This window comes from Chlorobium sp. (assembly GCF_036528655.1).
In the GTDB taxonomy this organism is placed as follows: domain Bacteria; phylum Bacteroidota; class Chlorobiia; order Chlorobiales; family Chlorobiaceae; genus Chlorobium.
Genome location: NZ_JAIGND010000033.1, coordinates 41314 through 58436, shown reverse-complemented (window position 1 = coordinate 58436; position 17123 = coordinate 41314). Strand labels below are relative to the sequence as shown.

Sequence of the window (17123 nt, the reverse complement as noted above, 5' to 3'; positions counted from 1 at the left end):
TTTAACATTAATTATAAATCAACAAGGAGAACAGCGAAGCGTAAGGGTAAAACCGTCCGCATCCCTGCGGGCTTCGATGATTTCGGCGTAGCGTCGAATGATATGGACACCCCGCCCCGAGGTTCTTTGCAGGAAGTCCGCTTCTGTCGGGTCGGGCATATCTTCCGGATTGAATCCGTTGCCGCAATCTCTGAAACTCACCCGCAGTCCGCCCGATGCATCGACAAAAAAGGTCACGACGACCGGAAGCGCTGCCTGTCTGCGATTGCCGTGGACTATAGCGTTGACGAACGCCTCTTTCACTGTCAGCTCCAGTATCGCCCGGAAATCCTCTCCGAACCCTGATGCATGGCAGATATCGGCGATCTCCCGATGCAATGCCTCATATTCCGCGTCCTGACTTTTCAGCACAACGATGCGGCTTCCCATTTTTTATAAACAGATGAATGAATCACGGATCAACCCGTGAATTTACCACAATACCAGAGTCTTCACAACAATTAGAGGTTTCCGATCAGGACTTTAATTTTTAAGTCTTATAGTTACACATGATTTAACTTTTATTACTTATTTGTATTTTTGTATTATAATTTTATATTGACTTCGGGATTCGACAAGAATTTTCAACACATAAAAGACTTCTTAACAGTAAACCGTCATCAGTATGAAACGTCTCAACCTGAAACCGGGAATGCTCCTGCCGGGAGTACTGCTCGGTGCCGCAATGTTCAGTCCGCCCCTTTTCGGAGCAGAACCAACGGCCGATGCCGTCAACGCCTATGCAATCGACAACTTCTTCCTCTTCATCTGCGCAGTGCTTGTCCTGTTCATGCAGGCAGGTTTCGCGCTGGTGGAGACCGGCCTCAATGCGGCAAAGAACACGGTCAACATCCTGTTCAAGAATCTCATGGACCTTTCGATAGGTGCCATTCTGTTCTACTTCGTCGGCTATGGCCTCATGTACCCCGGCGAAGCCTTCAGCGGAGGTTGGTTCGGTTTCGGCGGTTTCGGCATCGGCACCGACGCCCCTGAAATTGCCGGTGGCAATCTGCACCCTGCAGTGGACTTCCTCTTTCAGGTAGCCTTTGCCGCAACTGCCGCAACGATCGTCTCCGGCGCAGTGGCTGGAAGGATGCAGTTCAAGTCATATCTGATCTACTCTGCCGTACTGACCTCACTGGTCTACCCGATCAGCGGTTTCTGGAAATGGGGCGGAGGCTGGCTGAACGAGCTTGGATTCTATGATTTCGCCGGATCGCTTGTGGTCCATGCCCTTGGAGGCTTTGCTGCCCTTGCCGGCGCCATCGTGCTCGGACCTCGCATCGGCAGATTCAATGCGGACGGTTCACCCAATGCGATGCCGGGTCATAATCTCGCGCTCAGTACGCTTGGCGTTTTCATTCTCCTTATCGGCTGGTACGGATTCAACCCCGGCAGTCAGCTTGCAGTGGTAGGTGGAGACAACACCAATGCCGTCATGCTCATTGCCGCAAACACCACCCTTGCGGCCTGTGCCGGAGCATTGGTTGCCATGCTCTTCGCATGGACGCTCTATAAAAAGCCGGACCTGACCATGGCGCTCAACGGTTTGCTCGGCGGGCTTGTAGGCATCACGGCCAACTGCGATTCGGTTACGTATAACGAAGCGCTTATCATCGGCTCAGTAGCCGGTATCCTTGTCGTGCTGGGCATCAAACTGCTCGATATACTCAAAATCGACGATCCTGTAGGCGCCTGGCCCGTGCATGGCCTGAACGGCATCTGGGGAGGCATTGCAACCGGCATTTTCGGCGGTCACCCGATTATGGCCCAGATCATCGGTTCGGCGGTCATTCCGCTCTGGGGATTCGCCACCATGCTGGTACTCTTTTTTATCCTGAAAGCCGCAGGCATACTTCGCGTCACCAAAGAGGAGGAGATGAAAGGTCTCGATATCTCGGAACACGAAGAGGAAGCCTATTATGGATTCGAGATCTTCACAACACAGTAACGACAAAACCGGAGCTTACGCATGAAATACATTGTAGCAATGATACAGCCCCATAAACTGCCTGACGTCAAAGCTGCGCTTGCAGAAGTGGGGGTAAGAAAAATGACGGTGACCAATGCTCTCGGCTGCGGTGCTCAGGGAGGATATACCGAAGTCTACCGCGGTGTGCCGAGCGAGGTCAACCTGCTCAAAAAGGTAAAGATCGAGATTGGCGTGAACGAAGAGTACGCTGACAAAACCGTCAAGGCGATCATCAAAGGCGCCAAAACAGGCGAGATCGGTGACGGAAAGATCTTTGTCTTCGATCTTCCCCAGTGCATCCGCATCAGGACGGAAGAGACCGGCAACGATGCAATAGGCTGAAACGATTTTTTTAACAAAACAACGGGCGTCTCATATCCATGAGATGCCCGAAACCACACAACAACTGAAAACAGGAGTACATTGATGAAAAAAACAGTTACTATCGCCTCGCTTGCCGTAGCGCTTTTCGCAGGAATGGGCAGCACCGCCCAGGCAGAGGGCTTCAAGATCGGCGCTGACGTCGTCAGCAGCTACGTGTTCAGGGGCACAGAATTCGGCAACTCTGCAGCTATTCAGCCGAATCTTTCCTATACCTTCCCTGGCATCGGTGTCGTAGTCGGCGCATGGGGTTCTTATGCAATCGCTGAAGATGACGGTGAGAGGTACAAGGAGATCGATCTCTATGTCACCGTCCCCGTAGGCCCATTCAGTTTCACACTGACCGACTACCACTATCCGGACTCCGGAGACACCTTTGATTTCAGCGACGACGGCCCGAACATCGTAGAAGCAAGCATCGGGTATTCTTATGAAAACCTCAGCCTGCTTGTTGCAATGAATATCGCCGGTGCCGATACCGACAACGCCAAATACTGTGAAGCCAGCTACAAATTCTATGACAAGGACGGCTTCAGTGCAAAAGGATTTGTCGGTGCTGGCGATGAAGATTTCTACGGCGACTTTGAAGGCGACAATTTTGCACTCGTCAACACCGGTATTTCAGTTTCGAAAGACCGCTATACCGCTTCGTACATCTACAATCCGGATACCGAAAAATCGCATCTCGTCTTCATGGCATCGTTCTGATCGAACTTCGACACTGTTCTTTTTTCTCCGTGTGTGTAAAACAGAAAAGGAGCCGCAAGCGGCTCCTTTTCTGTTCAGTGATCGTTATGGTTATCCTCCGTTGCCTCAGATGGACTTCTCATAAATCACATACTCCTTGTATGGCCTGCCTCCTATCACTTTCGCCAGCTTGCTCATGGCCTCGTTGGATTTCAGCACCCAGCTCATTTCGCTTGCGAATACGCCGTGCCTGCCGCCGTAATCGGCAATCCATGTATTAAGAATACTGTCGATTCCCTTATTCCTGTATTCCGGCAGCACGCCCATGACGATGGTCCTGACCATGGTTATATTGCGTTTATACCAGAGATATTTTATCAGTCCCCATGGAGTCAGCGGATTCCCGTTGACATGTTTCAATGCCTGATTGATATCCGGCAGAGAAAGCGAAAAACCAATGGTTCTTCCGTCGCGATCTTCGACAAAATAGACGTAATGCGGATTGGCTATCGGCTTGAGGCTTCTTGCAAGACAATCGAACTCCCTGTCGGTCATTGGAACGAATCCCCAGTTCTTTTCCCATGCTCCGTTATAGATCTCCCGCATATTTTCGATCTCGCGGTCGAAATGCTTCATATCGAGCACACGGACGGATAGTCCCTCCCGTTTCATCACATGCTGAGAAATACGGCGAAGACGTTCAATATCGATAAGCTTCTGGTCGATATACCATGCCAGAAGTTCCTGGCCGATACGGTGCCCCGCTTTCAAAACGAGATCGTTGTAATAGGGCGGATTATAGAGCATAAGAAAGACCGGGGAACTGTCGAACCCATTGGTCAGCATGCCGCACTGATCGTTCATCGAAGGACTTACCGGCCCTCGCATGGTATCGAGCCCCTTTTTCCGAAGCCATCCGGCAGCTGCGTCGAACAGGGCGTCGGCAACCTCCTGATCATTGTAACACTCGAAAAATCCCCAGAACCCGACGCGATCCTCGTGAATCTCGTTATGCCGCCTGTTCTCGACGGCTGCTATCGTACCTGATAGTTTTCCATCCTTCCAGGCTGTGAACATGGCAAGATCGGCATGGTCGTAGAGCGGATACACATCCATGTCGAGGGTTTTCATGTAATCGGAGATAACCGGAGGAACCCAGTGTTTCTTCAGTTCGGGATCGCTGCGATAGACCTGCCAGGCGAAAGTAATGAACTGTCGGCGTTCTTTCTTTGTCCTGACCTGCCTGATTTCGATCGTCATACGGCTTCAGGTGAAGGGGTTGAAGAAAAAATCCCCCTCGAAAGGGGGATATCGGTCACGTACGGCGGTAACAGCCGCTTATCTGAATGCTTCGCCCGGAGGAACTCCGGTGGCTTTGAGGATTTTGGCCAGAGGACAGAAACCGGTGAACGCTGCCTGAAACAGATTCAGGCCGACAAATCCGGTAAACCATAGCCAGTTCTGGTTGTGATATACAGAAAGAAGCAGGCTGGCGAGCACAAAGCAGCCGGCGATTGCAAAAACGAGACGGTCAATATTCATGATGGTCGTGTATATTAGTTTGTTATTTATGATACTGCTTTTGAAACGATCCTGCTCATAACATCCGCTCCCTGACGGAGCATGCGTTCGGTCTCCTCCCAGGAAATGCACTCGTCCGTAATGGAAACGCCGTAGCGGAGCTTTTCGGGATCTTCAGGAAACGGCTGATTGCCTGAACAGATATTGCTCTCGATCATGACGCCGGCAATGCTCCTGTTGCCTGCCTGCTTCTGTTCGAGAATATTTTCCCATACCTTCAACTGCTCGGCGTGCTTTTTGCCTGAATTGGCATGGCTGCAATCGACAAGAAGGGTCTGGGATAGACCGGCTTTTTCAAGCAGGGTTTCGGCTTCGGCAATGCTGTCGGCATCATAGTTCGGAGAAAGCCCTCCCCTCAGAACGAGATGGCCGCAGGGATTTCCTTTCGTGGTAATGACGCTGCTGAACCCGTCCTGATCGATTCCCAGAAAACTGTGCGGGTGCATCGCCGAACGGATGGCATCGACAGCGACGCCGAGACGTCCGTCCGTGGAGTTCTTGAACCCTACCGGCATCGACAGGCCGCTGGCCATCTGCCGGTGAGTCTGGGATTCGATGGTTCTGGCTCCTATAGCTGCCCAGCTTACCACATCGGCGACATACTGGGGAGTGATGGGATCGAGGAACTCTGTCGCCGCAGGCAGACCCATCGCATTGATATCGATCAGCAACTTGCGTGCATAATAGAGCCCATGTTCGATGTCGTAAGAATCGTCAAGGTGAGGATCGTTTATGAAGCCTTTCCAGCCGACCGTCGTTCGGGGTTTTTCGAAATATACCCGCATCACGATGCAGAGATCATGGCTCAGCTCGCTCCTCAGCGCCGAAAGTCGCTGTGCGTAATCAAGGGCCGACTCTACATGATGAATGGAGCAGGGCCCGACAATAACCAGCAACCGTTCATCGGTTCCGTTCAATATATTTTCAACCTCGCGACGTCCCGAACTGATGGTCGTTGCCGACAGATCTCCGACAGGCAGCTTTTCCTTGAGCGACCTGGGAGATGAAAGCCTTTTAATGCGCGAGACTCGCAAATCGTGTAACTGTTCCATTCTCTTTATACCGCAACTGATCTTGTTACTGTTATTTTATTGCTTCGGAAGATAAAAAAAACCCGAATATATAATCGGCAAAAGAGCCAATAAATTCCGGATCCCTTCAGCCACGAAGGATACCGCGTCCATAGAACCGGGATAGCCGGCTGCCACAAATTCATGTATCGCAAACCTGCAAAAAACATATATTAACAATCGTGGCAAATGCGATGTCTTCTGCTATTGACAGAAACAGGCATTAAGCCTTGCAGAGTTCCGTGAATCCCAATCAGAAACAACATGAAAGTACTGATCACTGACGGTGTCGATCCGCAATGCGGAGAAATTCTTGCGCGTAACGGTTTCGAGATTACAGAAAAGCCGAAAATCGGCAAGGAAGAACTCAAGGAGATTATCGGCGAGTTCGACAAGCTGATCGTCAGAAGCGCCACGAAAGTCACCTCGGAGATCATAGAATGCGGAAAAAAGCTCAACCTGATCGGGCGAGCCGGCGCAGGAGTGGATAATATCGATATTGAAGCGGCCACCCGTCACGGCATCATCGTCATGAATACCCCTGGAGGCAACACGGTTTCTGCGGCGGAACACGCCTGCGGCATGCTTATGTCCGCTGCCCGTATGATTCCCCAGGCAACAGCCGAACTCAAGGCCGGTCTCTGGAACAAAAAGAAGTTCACCGGAATAGAACTCGAGGGCAAGACCATTTCAATTATCGGACTCGGCAAAATCGGACGGGAAGTGGCATCCCGCATGCAGGCATTCGGCATGAAAACCATCGCCTACGACCCCATGATTCCGGATGAATATGCGGCACACCTCAATATCGAACTGCTTCCTCTCCATGAAAATTTCAGTCGCGCAGACGTCATTACCATTCATTCGTCGCTGAACGAATCTACGCGAAACCTCATTTCGAACGAAACGTTCGACCTGATGAAAGACGGCGTCATCATAGTCAACTGCGCCCGGGGAGGCATCGTTAACGAAGCCGACCTTGCCGATGCGATCGTATCCGGAAAAGTAGCGGCAGCCGCACTCGACGTCTTCGAATCCGAACCGGTCGAGCCTGACAATCCGCTGCTGAAACTCGAAAAGGTGATAGTAACCCCGCACATCGCGGCATCGACCAATGAGGCCCAGCAGAAAGTGGCGGTGCAGATTGCCGAACAGATCGTCGAGTGGAAGCAGAAAGGCCGACTCGAAGGGGCGGTCAACGCTTCGGCTGTTGAACTCTCACAGGCTCCCGGAGTAAGCGCATACCTTGCTCTTGCAGAAAAACTCGGCTCCTGCCTGGCTCAGATCACCGACCTTGACGCCCACGTCATGACCATCAGAACATCCGGAGAATACCTGCAGAAGTTCAGCGAAGTCATAGCTGCAGCTGCACTCAAAGGGTTTCTCGATGTGCGTCAGTCCGACGGCACCAACTACATCAACGTTTTTACGATGGCCGAAGAAATGGGAATAACCCTCGAGCAGAAATTCGAGAAGGAAAATCCCGACTACACCAATCTTATACGGGTTGAACTTGAAAACGGCATAATGAAACGCATGATCGGCGGCACGGTATTCGGCGATCACGCCATCAGGATAGTCATGATCGACCAGTTCCTGATGGAATTCAAACCGGAAGGCAATATCATCCTCTACAATAACATCGACAAGCCCGGCGTGATTGCGAACGTAACCCAGCTGCTGCTGCAGCACAACCTCAACGTTGCCTATGTCGCGCTATCGAGGGATGAAGAAAAAAAGCTTGCCATGACGGCAATTGTAGTGGACGGAGAGGTCGAACCTGCCCTTCTTGACGAAATAAACCGGGTAGACGGCGTGTCCGACGCCTCCATCGTTACGCTTTGAGCTATCCTATGCTGCGGAAAGCAAAAAAAACCTGCTGTAAAAAGCAGGTTTTTTTTTGCTCACGAAGAGACTGGATACTCCCGAATCGCCAGACTTATTTGGTAAAATCGATGCTGAGCCATTTATCCTCGAACGAAGCTCCGGTAGACTCCATGCCTGCAAGGAAAATCGGCAGTGCCACGATTTTCTGGTAATCGCCGATACGGATGGTAAGATCGTCGCCCATTTTAAGAATTTTGGGCTCCATGCCCATATTTTCCATGAACGGCAACCTGACGCGAACCTTGTAATGGCCATCGGAAACCTTGCTGATGTCGATAGGATCTTCCTTGAAGAACACATCGAGAGGATTTCTGTCTTCATATACCTTGGCGCCGACCTTGCGAAGCATCTCGAGGCCGACCACTTCGCTCTCGAAAAGCGGTACCTCGGCAATGGGAATGGGAGCGAATGCATCCTCGATCTGCTCGATGTATTTCTGCTGGATGCTGCGCCATTTCTGAAAATAGGGATCGGTGCTCTGATCAGGCATAACGCGGTTGATGGTGATGCTGTCAACCGTAATACCGTAGAGGTTCAGATAGGTCAGTGCGCGCATGGACTCCTTTATGACCATCTTCTCGGGGTTCATGACGAGGCGTACCGTGGATTTGCTTCCGTCGGCCAGAAGATCGATAATGCCCTCGGTCGAAGAGAACAGGTTGTCAACCTTTTCATAGACCTCTTCAGGAGCCACGAAATCGTCGATTTTCTTGATTTTCTTCGAAAGAGGACGGATAACGGGCTTAACCATGTACTTCTCGACGTTGCGGATGAATTTGATGAACCATCCGAACGTTTCCGGAAGCGAAAGGAGACGGAGAGTTTCGCCGGTAGGTGCACAGTCGACGACCAGAAGATCGTAATCTTTCTGTTCTTCGTTGTAACGTTTGATATAGGATAGCGAAAAAAGCTCTTCCATGCCGGGGAGCACGCCCATTTCTTCGGCATAGACGCCTTCGATGCCTCGGGACGCCATAAGTTGAGCAAAATGCTCCCTGACAACATCCCAGTTGAGATTGAGATCGCCGAAAACGCTGACTTCCTGGGCCCATAGGTTTTCGGCAACCTTGACAGGCGAAGGTCCTAACTGTACATCGAGCGAGTCACCCAGACTGTGAGCCGGATCGGTGGACATAATGAGGGTTTTGTAACCCATGTCCGCAGCCTTCAGTGCCGTAGCCGCCGCGACAGAGGTCTTGCCTACGCCGCCCTTTCCGGTAAAGATGATATTACGCATACGTTTTTTTAATCACTTTTTTGAAGAATTGATAAATCGGTTCCGATCAGCCTTTTTTCTCCCTCAGTTGAGCAACATGAAAAGGCTCAAGATAATAAAATTATCGGTTAATGGAACATCAGAAAGGAAACAATAAACAGGGTAAAAAAAGGTTCCCGGCCGGACGGTCTGCATTTGCAGGGGCGGAGAGAAACAACCGGCCCGTTCAGCGGGAAGCCACTCTCAGCTTCTGACCCGGCTGAATCGCCTTTTTCCTGACGAGACCGTTCCACTCGGTAAGCTGCCCAACGCTCACGCCATACCGATCGGCTATCGAAAACAGGGTATCTCCTTTTCTGACTTTGTGAAACCTTGCTGTGGCGGACGAGCTTTTATTCTTTGCGACTTTTTTTTCTGATCCGCTGACCGTGATTTTCTGACCGGGCCGAATCGACATATTTCCACTCAATCCATTCAATTCGGCAATTTCATCTATACTCATACCATAAGCCCCGGCAATGGAGGTTATGGTCTCGCCGCGCTGAACCGTATGCTGACCGAGCCGATCCTTTTTTGCGGGCTGCGGTGCGGTTTTAATCCGGGACTCCCCTTCTGAGGTATCGGCGGAAGAAAGAACGGCACTGCCGGAAATCGCATCGTCACCTGCAAAAACAACCAGCTGCTGACCGGGCGAAAGAGTAGTGTTCCTGAGGTTATTCCAGCGAACGATCTCGCTTGGCTCGCAACGGTAATAACGGGCAATCATAGCGAGATCCTGACCTTTTCTGACGTAATGAACCTTGCGTACCGACTTCGTGCCGTCAAACTGCGTTACCGGAACCGGAGAAGATGACTCGAAACTCTGTACGCGGGCAAGAAGCTGTTCACGCTCAAGCACGCTTTTCGACTTATAAGCGTAGATTTCCTGCTCCCTGCGCTGAAACTGCCCGATATGGCGGCGAGGAAGCCTGAGTACGTTCGAAGAGTAATCGTTACCGGGAATGATCCCGAGCTTGTACTGGGGATTGAGAAACTGAAGATCCTGCATCGAGACTCCGATCGTCTCGTTTATCTGCTCGAAGGAAAGCATCTTCGACACGCGAAGCGTATCGATGTCGTGATAGAGATATCCTGGTTCGACAGGGACGATATTATGCTCTTTGTAGTAATTCATGATGTAGTTGACGGCAATGAATGCCGGCACATACCCTCTGGTCTCTGCAGGCAGATAATCCCATATCGCCCAGTAATCCTTGACGCCGCCGGCACGACGAATGGCCTTGTTGACATTTCCGGGACCTGAATTGTAGGCGGCGAGGGCAAGAAACCAGTCCCCGTAGATTTTGTAGAGATCGCGGAGGTGTCGGCTGGCGGCAAGCGTGGCTTTGTAAGGATCGTAACGGTCTTCGACGAAAGAAGACGATTCGAGACCGTACATTTTTCCGGTACCGTACATGAACTGCCATAAACCTTTTGCGCCTGCTCGGGATACAGCCGTAGGATTGAGCGCCGACTCGACGATAGCCAGATACTTCATCTCGATAGGAACGTTGTAGCGGTCAAGATGCTCTTCAAAGAGAGGAAAATAAACCTTGCTGAGACCAAGGATCTTCGCCGTGCTGTTCCGCTTGTCAACCGCGTAAACCCTTATGAACCCTCTGACATGTTCGTTGAAAACAAGATCGAAAGGGGTTTTGCGATCAAGGGCGGCTATCCTTGCGGCATAGACCGAATCGCTGTACTGGGGAACGAAATGCGAAGGAAACCCGGGCTTTGCGGGCATTTTTGACGAGGTGGAAAAATATTCATCCTTGAAATAAGTGGCATAGACAAGACTGTCGAGAATTTCCGCCACAGAAGATTTCGCGGCAGAATAATCGCCATCGCGCCCCTTCGATTCCCTCGCGAATCCCGGATGCATGGCATTATGGAAAAAGAGCATCGAAACAAGAACCGTACATACTCTATACAGAAACCTTATCTTCACAGGAAATCCGGTGTTAAGGGGGGTATTGTAAAAAACTCCGACAGGGAGGAAAAGCATCCCTTATGAGCTAACATAAAAACAGTAACTGATTATTACAAACAAGCACGGCGCTATTTATTCATGCAATGCTCATGCACTGCACGCCGGAGGGCGATTTTGCCGGACAAGCCTGCCGCATGGGATGCCTTAGTACCGTACCTCCCACAGAAAAAGGCCACCCGGTGATGCAGGCACAAGAGGTAACCTTCGGGTACCGGTTTCAAGTACTGACTGGAGATCTTCGGCAGGAAGTTCTCCTCTCCCGACCGAAATCATTGCGGAGACCAGATAACGCACCATGGAACGAAGAAACCGGTTCGCAGCAATACGAAAAACGAGATGCTCTTCTTCTCCGGTCCATGTACAGGCTGTCACATTGCAGAACATACCGTTTTCAGAATGAGGTTCCTTTGACAGAACGGAAAAATCATGCGCCCCCAGCACAAGACCGGCGGCCTGCTGCATTGCCGAAAGGTCGAGGGTACCTCCGGAAAAGCCGGTAAACCTCTGCCGCAAGGCGGAGGGCTGTTCAATAAGAAAATATCGGTACTCCCGCTCTTTGGCACTGTACCTGGCGTGGAAATCCGGCGAGGCGACAACCGCCCCGCGAATCCTGATGGTTACGGGCAGCAGTCCGTTTAGCGCATGAACAAGCCTGCGAAGTTCGATGGACGATGCGGTCTTGAAGTTCGCGACCTGAGCGCGGGCATGAACACCCTTGTCCGTCCTTCCTGCGGCCGTCAGTTCGATCTGCTCCCGGAGAATCCGCCGCAATAGCGTTTCAAGCTCCCCCTGAACGGTTGGAATTCCCCCTGACTGGCGCTGCCAGCCGCAATAATCCGTTCCGTCATACTCAACCTCCAGACATATGTTTCTCATAAAAGGGAAATCGCTATCTTGTTACGGATATTTTGTTCAATAACACCTCTTCATCAGTGCAACATACTCATCTTGAAACACTTCTGCATCGTCTCCGCCAACTCCGGGAGACGCCGAACGGAAAACCCTACCACGTACCGAAACTCTGGACCGGCGATCAGACCGGAGTCGAAGCCGTTCAGCCTGGCCCCTATTATGCGGAAATCGTCGAAAAAATTCTCGATCACCCCGGTCCCATTTCTTTCGACAGGGATCAGAACCGCTCATGGAGCCGACATGCCGTTGTCTATAACCTCTTCGTACGACTCTCCACAGCGTTTGACCACAACCTTGACGGCAATATCGGCCTCCCTCCCCTTTCTTCCGGCTTCAGAGAAACCGGCACCATCCTGAAGGCTATCGCTCTCCTGCCATACATCGACTCTCTTGGTGCCGACACGGTCTACCTCCTGCCGCTCACCTCTATCGGCATGGTCAACAGAAAAGGAAATCTCGGATCGCCATACGCCGTAAAAGATCCGTTCACAATCGATCCGCTGCTCGACGAACCGGCACTCGGACTCACTGCGGACTTCCTCCTTAAAGCATTTGTCGAGGCCGCGCACCTGCTTGGCATGAGGGTGGTTTTCGAATTCGTTTTCCGCACGGCGGCTATCGACAGCAGCTGGATAACCGATCATCCTTCATGGTTTTACTGGCTGTGGGAAACCGAGGCAGCAAAAGCTTACGGTCCTCCGGTTTTCGACGCCGCCACCCTGAACACCATATACGAAAAGGTGGACAAGCATGACCACCATAGCCTTCCCGCACCCTCTGCCGACTATACCGGCATGTTCGCTCCTGCTCCCGGGAGCGTCAGAATTGAAGACAGTACTGTCACGGGTACCGGTAGAGACGGAAATTCCTGCCATGTCGCAAGCGCCTTTTCCGACTGGCCGCCCGACGACCGCCAGCCGCCCTGGACCGACGTCACCTACCTGAAGATGCACAACCATCCCGACTTCAACTATATTGCCTATAATACCATCCGGATGTACGACTCGGCCCTGGAGGATCCGGAAACCTTCAACATGGAACTCTGGGAAACCATCGCCTCCATTATCCCGTGGTATCAGGACAACTTCGGCATCGACGGCGCCATGATAGACATGGGCCATGCGCTGCCTGAGCAGCTGAAAAAACGGGTTGTGGAAACAGCGCGCCGTAACCGGCCGGATTTCGCCTTCTGGGATGAAAACTTCGATCCCACGCCGGATGTTCGTGACGAAGGGTTCGATGGGGTATTCGGCTCGCTGCCCTTCGTTATCCACGATACGGTTTTCATCAGGGGGCTGCTCAACCACCTCAACAGAACCGGCGTCGCCCTGCCTTTTTTCGGTACCGGAGAAAACCATAACACCCCGAGAATATGCCACAGGTGGCCCGGCATGGAAACCGGGCGGAACCGCGCGGCATTCGTTTTCGCTCTCTCGGCCGTGCTTCCGGCCATACCGTTCATCCACTCCGGCATGGAACTCTGCGAATGGCACCCGGTCAACCTCGGACTGAACTTCGACGATAACGACCGGGCAAGATTCCCTGCGGAAACACTGCCGCTTTTCAGCGCATACAGTTACGACTGGAACGGCGCAAACAATCAGCAGCCGCTCAACGCCCATATCAGCAGGATCCTCTCGATACGGAACCGGTATGCCGAACTTATTCTTTGCGGCGAGAGCGGATCCATCATCCTGCCATATGTCAGCGAACCGGATCTGTTCGCGGTGCTTCGCAGAAACGGAAACCATGCGCTGCTCTTTATCGGCAACAGCAACGGCGAGGAGGAAAGAACCGGCACCATCGAGTTTTCGTTCCCCGACGCAGCACTCCGGGATCTTGTGGAAGACCGGGATCACCTGGTGGCCCAACACAGGCTCACCATCACCTGCCGACCCGGTCAATGCATGCTTTTTGAACTCCCCCGGCAGATTTGAACCGTGAAATCGTTATCTTCAGATTTTTCCGTTAACCCTGAAAAAATCATACCATCATGTCCATTCTCGTCGTCGGCTCACTTGCATTTGATGATATCGAAACGCCATTCGGAAGTTCCCCTGATACTCTTGGCGGATCGTCAACCTATATCGCTCTTTCAGCGAGCTACTTTACCGATGACATCAACATGGTTGGCGTGGTCGGTTCGGATTTCACCGATGAACATTTCACTCTGCTCCATTCGAGAAACATCGATACGCAGGGAATCAGGAAAGTGGAGGACGGAAAAACGTTCCGCTGGGCCGGGAGATACCATTATGACATGAACACCCGGGATACGCTTGATACCCAGCTTAACGTATTTGCCGATTTCGATCCGCATGTTCCGGAACAGTACCGCAAATCGAAATTCGTCTGTCTCGGCAACATCGATCCCGAACTCCAGGTCAAGGTGCTCGACCAGATTACCGCTCCTGAAATGGTCATCTGCGACACCATGAACTTCTGGATAGAAGGCAAGCCCGAAGAGCTGAAAAAAACGCTCGAACGCGTCGATGTCTTCATCATCAACGACAGCGAGGCACGCATTCTCAGCGGCGATCCTAATCTGGTACGATCGGCCAGAATAATCCGCGAGATGGGCCCGAAGATTCTGATAATCAAAAAAGGAGAACACGGCGCACTGCTCTTTACCGACAGCGGCATTTTCGCCGCACCGGCATATCCGCTCGAATCCATTTACGATCCGACAGGGGCCGGAGACACTTTTGCCGGCGGCTTTATCGGTCATCTCTCCCGCTGTGAAAACATTACGGACCTCGAACTGCGCAAGGCCGTACTGTACGGCAGCGCAATGGCGAGCTTCTGCGTGGAAATGTTCGGAACCGAACGGGTTGTCGGGCTGGATCTGCTCGAAATTGAAGATCGTTACCAGAGCTTCCTCGACCTTTCGAGAATAGAGGCATAACCATACCTGTCTCGAAGCGCTCAGCGAGGAGACTGTTTCATAAGCTTCCTCGCTGAAACAAAACGGCCCCAAGACAACACATATATGGAACAGTTCACCTTTCCTGACTACGCGATCATAGCCGGCTATATTGTTCTTACACTCATCATCGGCGTGATGTTTTCAGCGCGGGCATCCAAAAACGTAGGCGAATTTTTTCTTTCCGGACGCAAACTTCCCTGGTGGCTTGCCGGAACCGGTATGGTGGCGACAACCTTTGCTGCCGATACACCTCTGGCCGTGGCCGGTTTTGTGGCAAAAAACGGAATTGCCGGCAACTGGGTCTGGTGGACATTCGTCTCGGGCGGCATGCTCACTGTTTTTTTCTTCGCACGCCTCTGGAGACGAGCCAATATCCTGACCGATCTTGAATTCATCGAATTGCGTTACAGCGGAAAGGCGGCATCGTTTCTCCGGGGATTCAAGGCCGTCTATTTCGGGCTTTTCATCAACGCAGTCATCATCGGATGGGTGAATCTCGCCATGTTCAAGATCATCCGGATCATGATGCCGGAACTGAACCCCGAACTCACCATCGTCGCGCTGGTGGTACTTACGGCATTCTATTCCGGACTTTCCGGGCTCTGGGGCGTATCGGTTACCGATGCCGTTCAGTTCGTCATCGCCATGGCCGGATGCATCATCCTTGCCGTTCTTGCCGTCCAGCACCCGTCAGTCACTGCCGCCGGCGGCCTGAAAGGAGCGCTCCCCGCATGGATGTTCGATTTTTTTCCGTCGTTTTCAACCGCACCGACAAACCTGAACGATGCGGCGGGAGCTTTCGCCCTGCCGTTCGCCTCGTTTGCCGCCATGGCGTTCGTGCAGTGGTGGGCATCCTGGTATCCTGGCGCCGAACCGGGAGGCGGCGGGTACATTGCCCAAAGGATGATGAGCGCAAAAGACGAAAAACACTCGCTGCTTGCAACGCTCTGGTTCACCGTCGCTCACTACGCAATCAGGCCGTGGCCGTGGATCGTCGTCGGGCTGGTCAGTCTCGTCATGTTTCCCGACCTCCCCGCATCACAAAAGGAGGACGGCTACGTCTATGTCATGAAAGCCGTACTCCCGCCCGGACTCAGAGGACTTCTTGTCGCGGCATTTCTTGCGGCATACATGTCAACGCTCGCCACGCACCTGAACTGGGGCACCAGTTACCTCATCAACGATTTCTACAAGCGTTTTATCAGAACTGAAGGCGACAGCCGGCACTATGTGATGGTATCGAAAGCCGTAACCGCCCTGACCGCACTGTTCGCTCTCTATATCACGTTTTACGTGCTCGAAACCATAACCGGAGCATGGGAATTCATCATTCAGTGCGGTGCGGGAACCGGCTTCGTGCTCATCATGCGCTGGTTCTGGTGGCGACTGAACGCATGGAGCGAAATCACGTCCATGGTTGCCCCGTTCATTGCTTACGGCTGGCTCACGACCATGACCGGCATCACCTTTCCGGACTCGCTCTTCATCATCGTGCTGTTCACCATCTCGTCAACTCTTCTGGTCACCTTTCTTACTCCCCCGACTGAAGAAGAGCGGCTCCGGTCGTTCTACCGCACGACAAGGGTCGGCGGAGCACTCTGGAAGAAAATAGCGGCGACAATGCCCGAGGTTGAATCCGACAAGGGGTTCGGCAGGCTGTTCCTCGACTGGTTTTTCGGTATCGTTCTGGTCTACTCGACCCTGTTCGGAACCGGAAAGCTCATATTCGGAGAACCGGCAGCCGCAGGGCTCTACTTTACGGCCGCAGCTCTTTCGGGATGGCTGATATACAGCGATCTTAACCGGAGAGGATGGAACAACCTGCAATGATCAATCGAATGGCAACGCCGAATCTTGTACTTGCTTCGCAGTCGCCGAGAAGACGGGAACTGCTCTCGCTGCTGGCCATCCCCTTCACCACCCTGGCGGTCGATACGGATGAAACCTTCGACTCCCGGAAAACCATTGAAGAGAATGTGCGGGAGATCGCCATGCAGAAAGCGGAAGCAGCCAGAACGGACTATAAAGGACCCGAACCTGCCGTAATCATCGGAGCCGACACGGTCGTCGTTCAGGCAGAGTCCGTTCTCGGCAAGCCCTCGACATACGATGAAGCATTCCGAATGCTGCAGAACCTTCAGAATGCTACCCACAAGGTGCATACCGGTTTTGCCGTCGTCTCGGATTCGCATCGGCACTGCGAATGCGTAACAACCTCGGTAACCTTCGAACCGATGGACGATCGGGAGATCGAGCGCTACCTCGAAAAAATGAAGCCCTACGACAAGGCCGGTTCCTACGGCATCCAGGACCCGATTATGGCCTGTTACGTCCGACGCATCGATGGCTGTTATTACAATGTCGTCGGACTGCCGGTTTCCCGACTTTGCCATGCAATGAAAACCTTCATCCCCGGCCTGTGA

The 17123-nt window shown here is 52.4% G+C and carries 15 protein-coding genes; 8 read left to right on the top strand and 7 right to left on the bottom strand.

Annotated elements, in window-relative coordinates:
• Nucleotides 1-18: 18 nt before the first annotated feature.
• Nucleotides 19-429: an ATP-binding protein gene (locus tag K4305_RS09995; RefSeq protein WP_331562285.1), complete on the bottom strand. Its 411-nt coding sequence runs from the start codon at nt 427-429 to the stop codon at nt 19-21.
• A 235-nt stretch (nt 430-664) separates the two neighbouring features.
• On the opposite strand from K4305_RS09995, the gene K4305_RS09990 reads away from it, so the two are divergent.
• The 3 genes from K4305_RS09990 (at nt 665) to K4305_RS09980 (ending at nt 3100) form a co-directional block, all read left to right on the top strand.
• Nucleotides 665-1990 carry an ammonium transporter gene (locus K4305_RS09990; RefSeq protein ID WP_331562283.1) on the top strand — a complete coding sequence of 442 codons (1326 nt, stop codon included), beginning with the start codon at nt 665-667 and terminating at the stop codon, nt 1988-1990.
• A gap of 21 nt (nt 1991-2011) precedes the next feature.
• Nucleotides 2012-2353 (top strand): P-II family nitrogen regulator, encoded by a 342-nt coding sequence (locus K4305_RS09985; protein ID WP_331562281.1) that lies wholly within the window; start codon nt 2012-2014, stop codon nt 2351-2353.
• A gap of 84 nt (nt 2354-2437) precedes the next feature.
• A complete protein-coding gene (locus K4305_RS09980) occupies nt 2438-3100 on the top strand; it encodes a TorF family putative porin (RefSeq protein ID WP_331562280.1) in 663 nt (220 codons plus the stop codon).
• 105 nt (nt 3101-3205) lie between these two features.
• On the opposite strand, the gene K4305_RS09975 is transcribed toward K4305_RS09980, so the two are convergent.
• The 3 genes from K4305_RS09975 to K4305_RS09965 form a co-directional block, all read right to left on the bottom strand.
• Nucleotides 3206-4339, bottom strand: coding sequence for a GNAT family N-acetyltransferase (locus tag K4305_RS09975; protein WP_331562279.1), 1134 nt, complete (start codon nt 4337-4339; stop codon nt 3206-3208).
• A 78-nt stretch (nt 4340-4417) separates the two neighbouring features.
• Entirely contained in the window at nt 4418-4621 is a 204-nt protein-coding gene (locus tag K4305_RS09970; protein ID WP_331562278.1) for a YgaP family membrane protein, read from the bottom strand.
• 26 nt (nt 4622-4647) lie between these two features.
• A complete protein-coding gene (locus K4305_RS09965; RefSeq protein ID WP_331562277.1) occupies nt 4648-5712 on the bottom strand; it encodes a 3-deoxy-7-phosphoheptulonate synthase in 1065 nt (354 codons plus the stop codon).
• A 282-nt stretch (nt 5713-5994) separates the two neighbouring features.
• Between K4305_RS09965 and serA the strand changes: the two genes are divergently transcribed.
• Nucleotides 5995-7575: a phosphoglycerate dehydrogenase gene (serA, locus tag K4305_RS09960; RefSeq protein WP_331562276.1), complete on the top strand. Its 1581-nt coding sequence runs from the start codon at nt 5995-5997 to the stop codon at nt 7573-7575.
• 94 nt (nt 7576-7669) lie between these two features.
• On the opposite strand, the gene K4305_RS09955 is transcribed toward serA, so the two are convergent.
• From K4305_RS09955 to truA, 3 genes are all read right to left on the bottom strand, one after another.
• Nucleotides 7670-8854: an ArsA family ATPase gene (locus K4305_RS09955; protein ID WP_331562275.1), complete on the bottom strand. Its 1185-nt coding sequence runs from the start codon at nt 8852-8854 to the stop codon at nt 7670-7672.
• Between the two features lie 205 nt (nt 8855-9059).
• A complete protein-coding gene (locus tag K4305_RS09950; RefSeq protein WP_331562274.1) occupies nt 9060-10820 on the bottom strand; it encodes a LysM peptidoglycan-binding domain-containing protein in 1761 nt (586 codons plus the stop codon).
• A gap of 186 nt (nt 10821-11006) precedes the next feature.
• The gene (gene truA, locus K4305_RS09945) at nt 11007-11738 is read right to left on the bottom strand and encodes a tRNA pseudouridine(38-40) synthase TruA (protein ID WP_331562273.1); all 732 of its coding nucleotides are present in this window, start codon (nt 11736-11738) and stop codon (nt 11007-11009) included.
• A gap of 56 nt (nt 11739-11794) precedes the next feature.
• Between truA and K4305_RS09940 the strand changes: the two genes are divergently transcribed.
• The 4 genes from K4305_RS09940 (at nt 11795) to K4305_RS09925 (ending at nt 17123) form a co-directional block, all read left to right on the top strand.
• Complete coding sequence (locus K4305_RS09940) at nt 11795-13711, top strand: alpha-amylase (RefSeq protein ID WP_331562272.1); 1917 nt, start codon at nt 11795-11797, stop codon at nt 13709-13711.
• Nucleotides 13712-13767: 56 nt separating this feature from the next.
• Nucleotides 13768-14679 (top strand): carbohydrate kinase family protein, encoded by a 912-nt coding sequence (locus K4305_RS09935; protein WP_331562271.1) that lies wholly within the window; start codon nt 13768-13770, stop codon nt 14677-14679.
• 84 nt (nt 14680-14763) lie between these two features.
• Nucleotides 14764-16530 carry a sodium:solute symporter family protein gene (locus K4305_RS09930; protein WP_331562270.1) on the top strand — a complete coding sequence of 589 codons (1767 nt, stop codon included), beginning with the start codon at nt 14764-14766 and terminating at the stop codon, nt 16528-16530.
• Nucleotides 16512-17123, top strand: coding sequence for a Maf family protein (locus K4305_RS09925; RefSeq protein ID WP_331562269.1), 612 nt, complete (start codon nt 16512-16514; stop codon nt 17121-17123). The genes K4305_RS09930 and K4305_RS09925 overlap by 19 nt, the downstream gene beginning before the upstream one ends.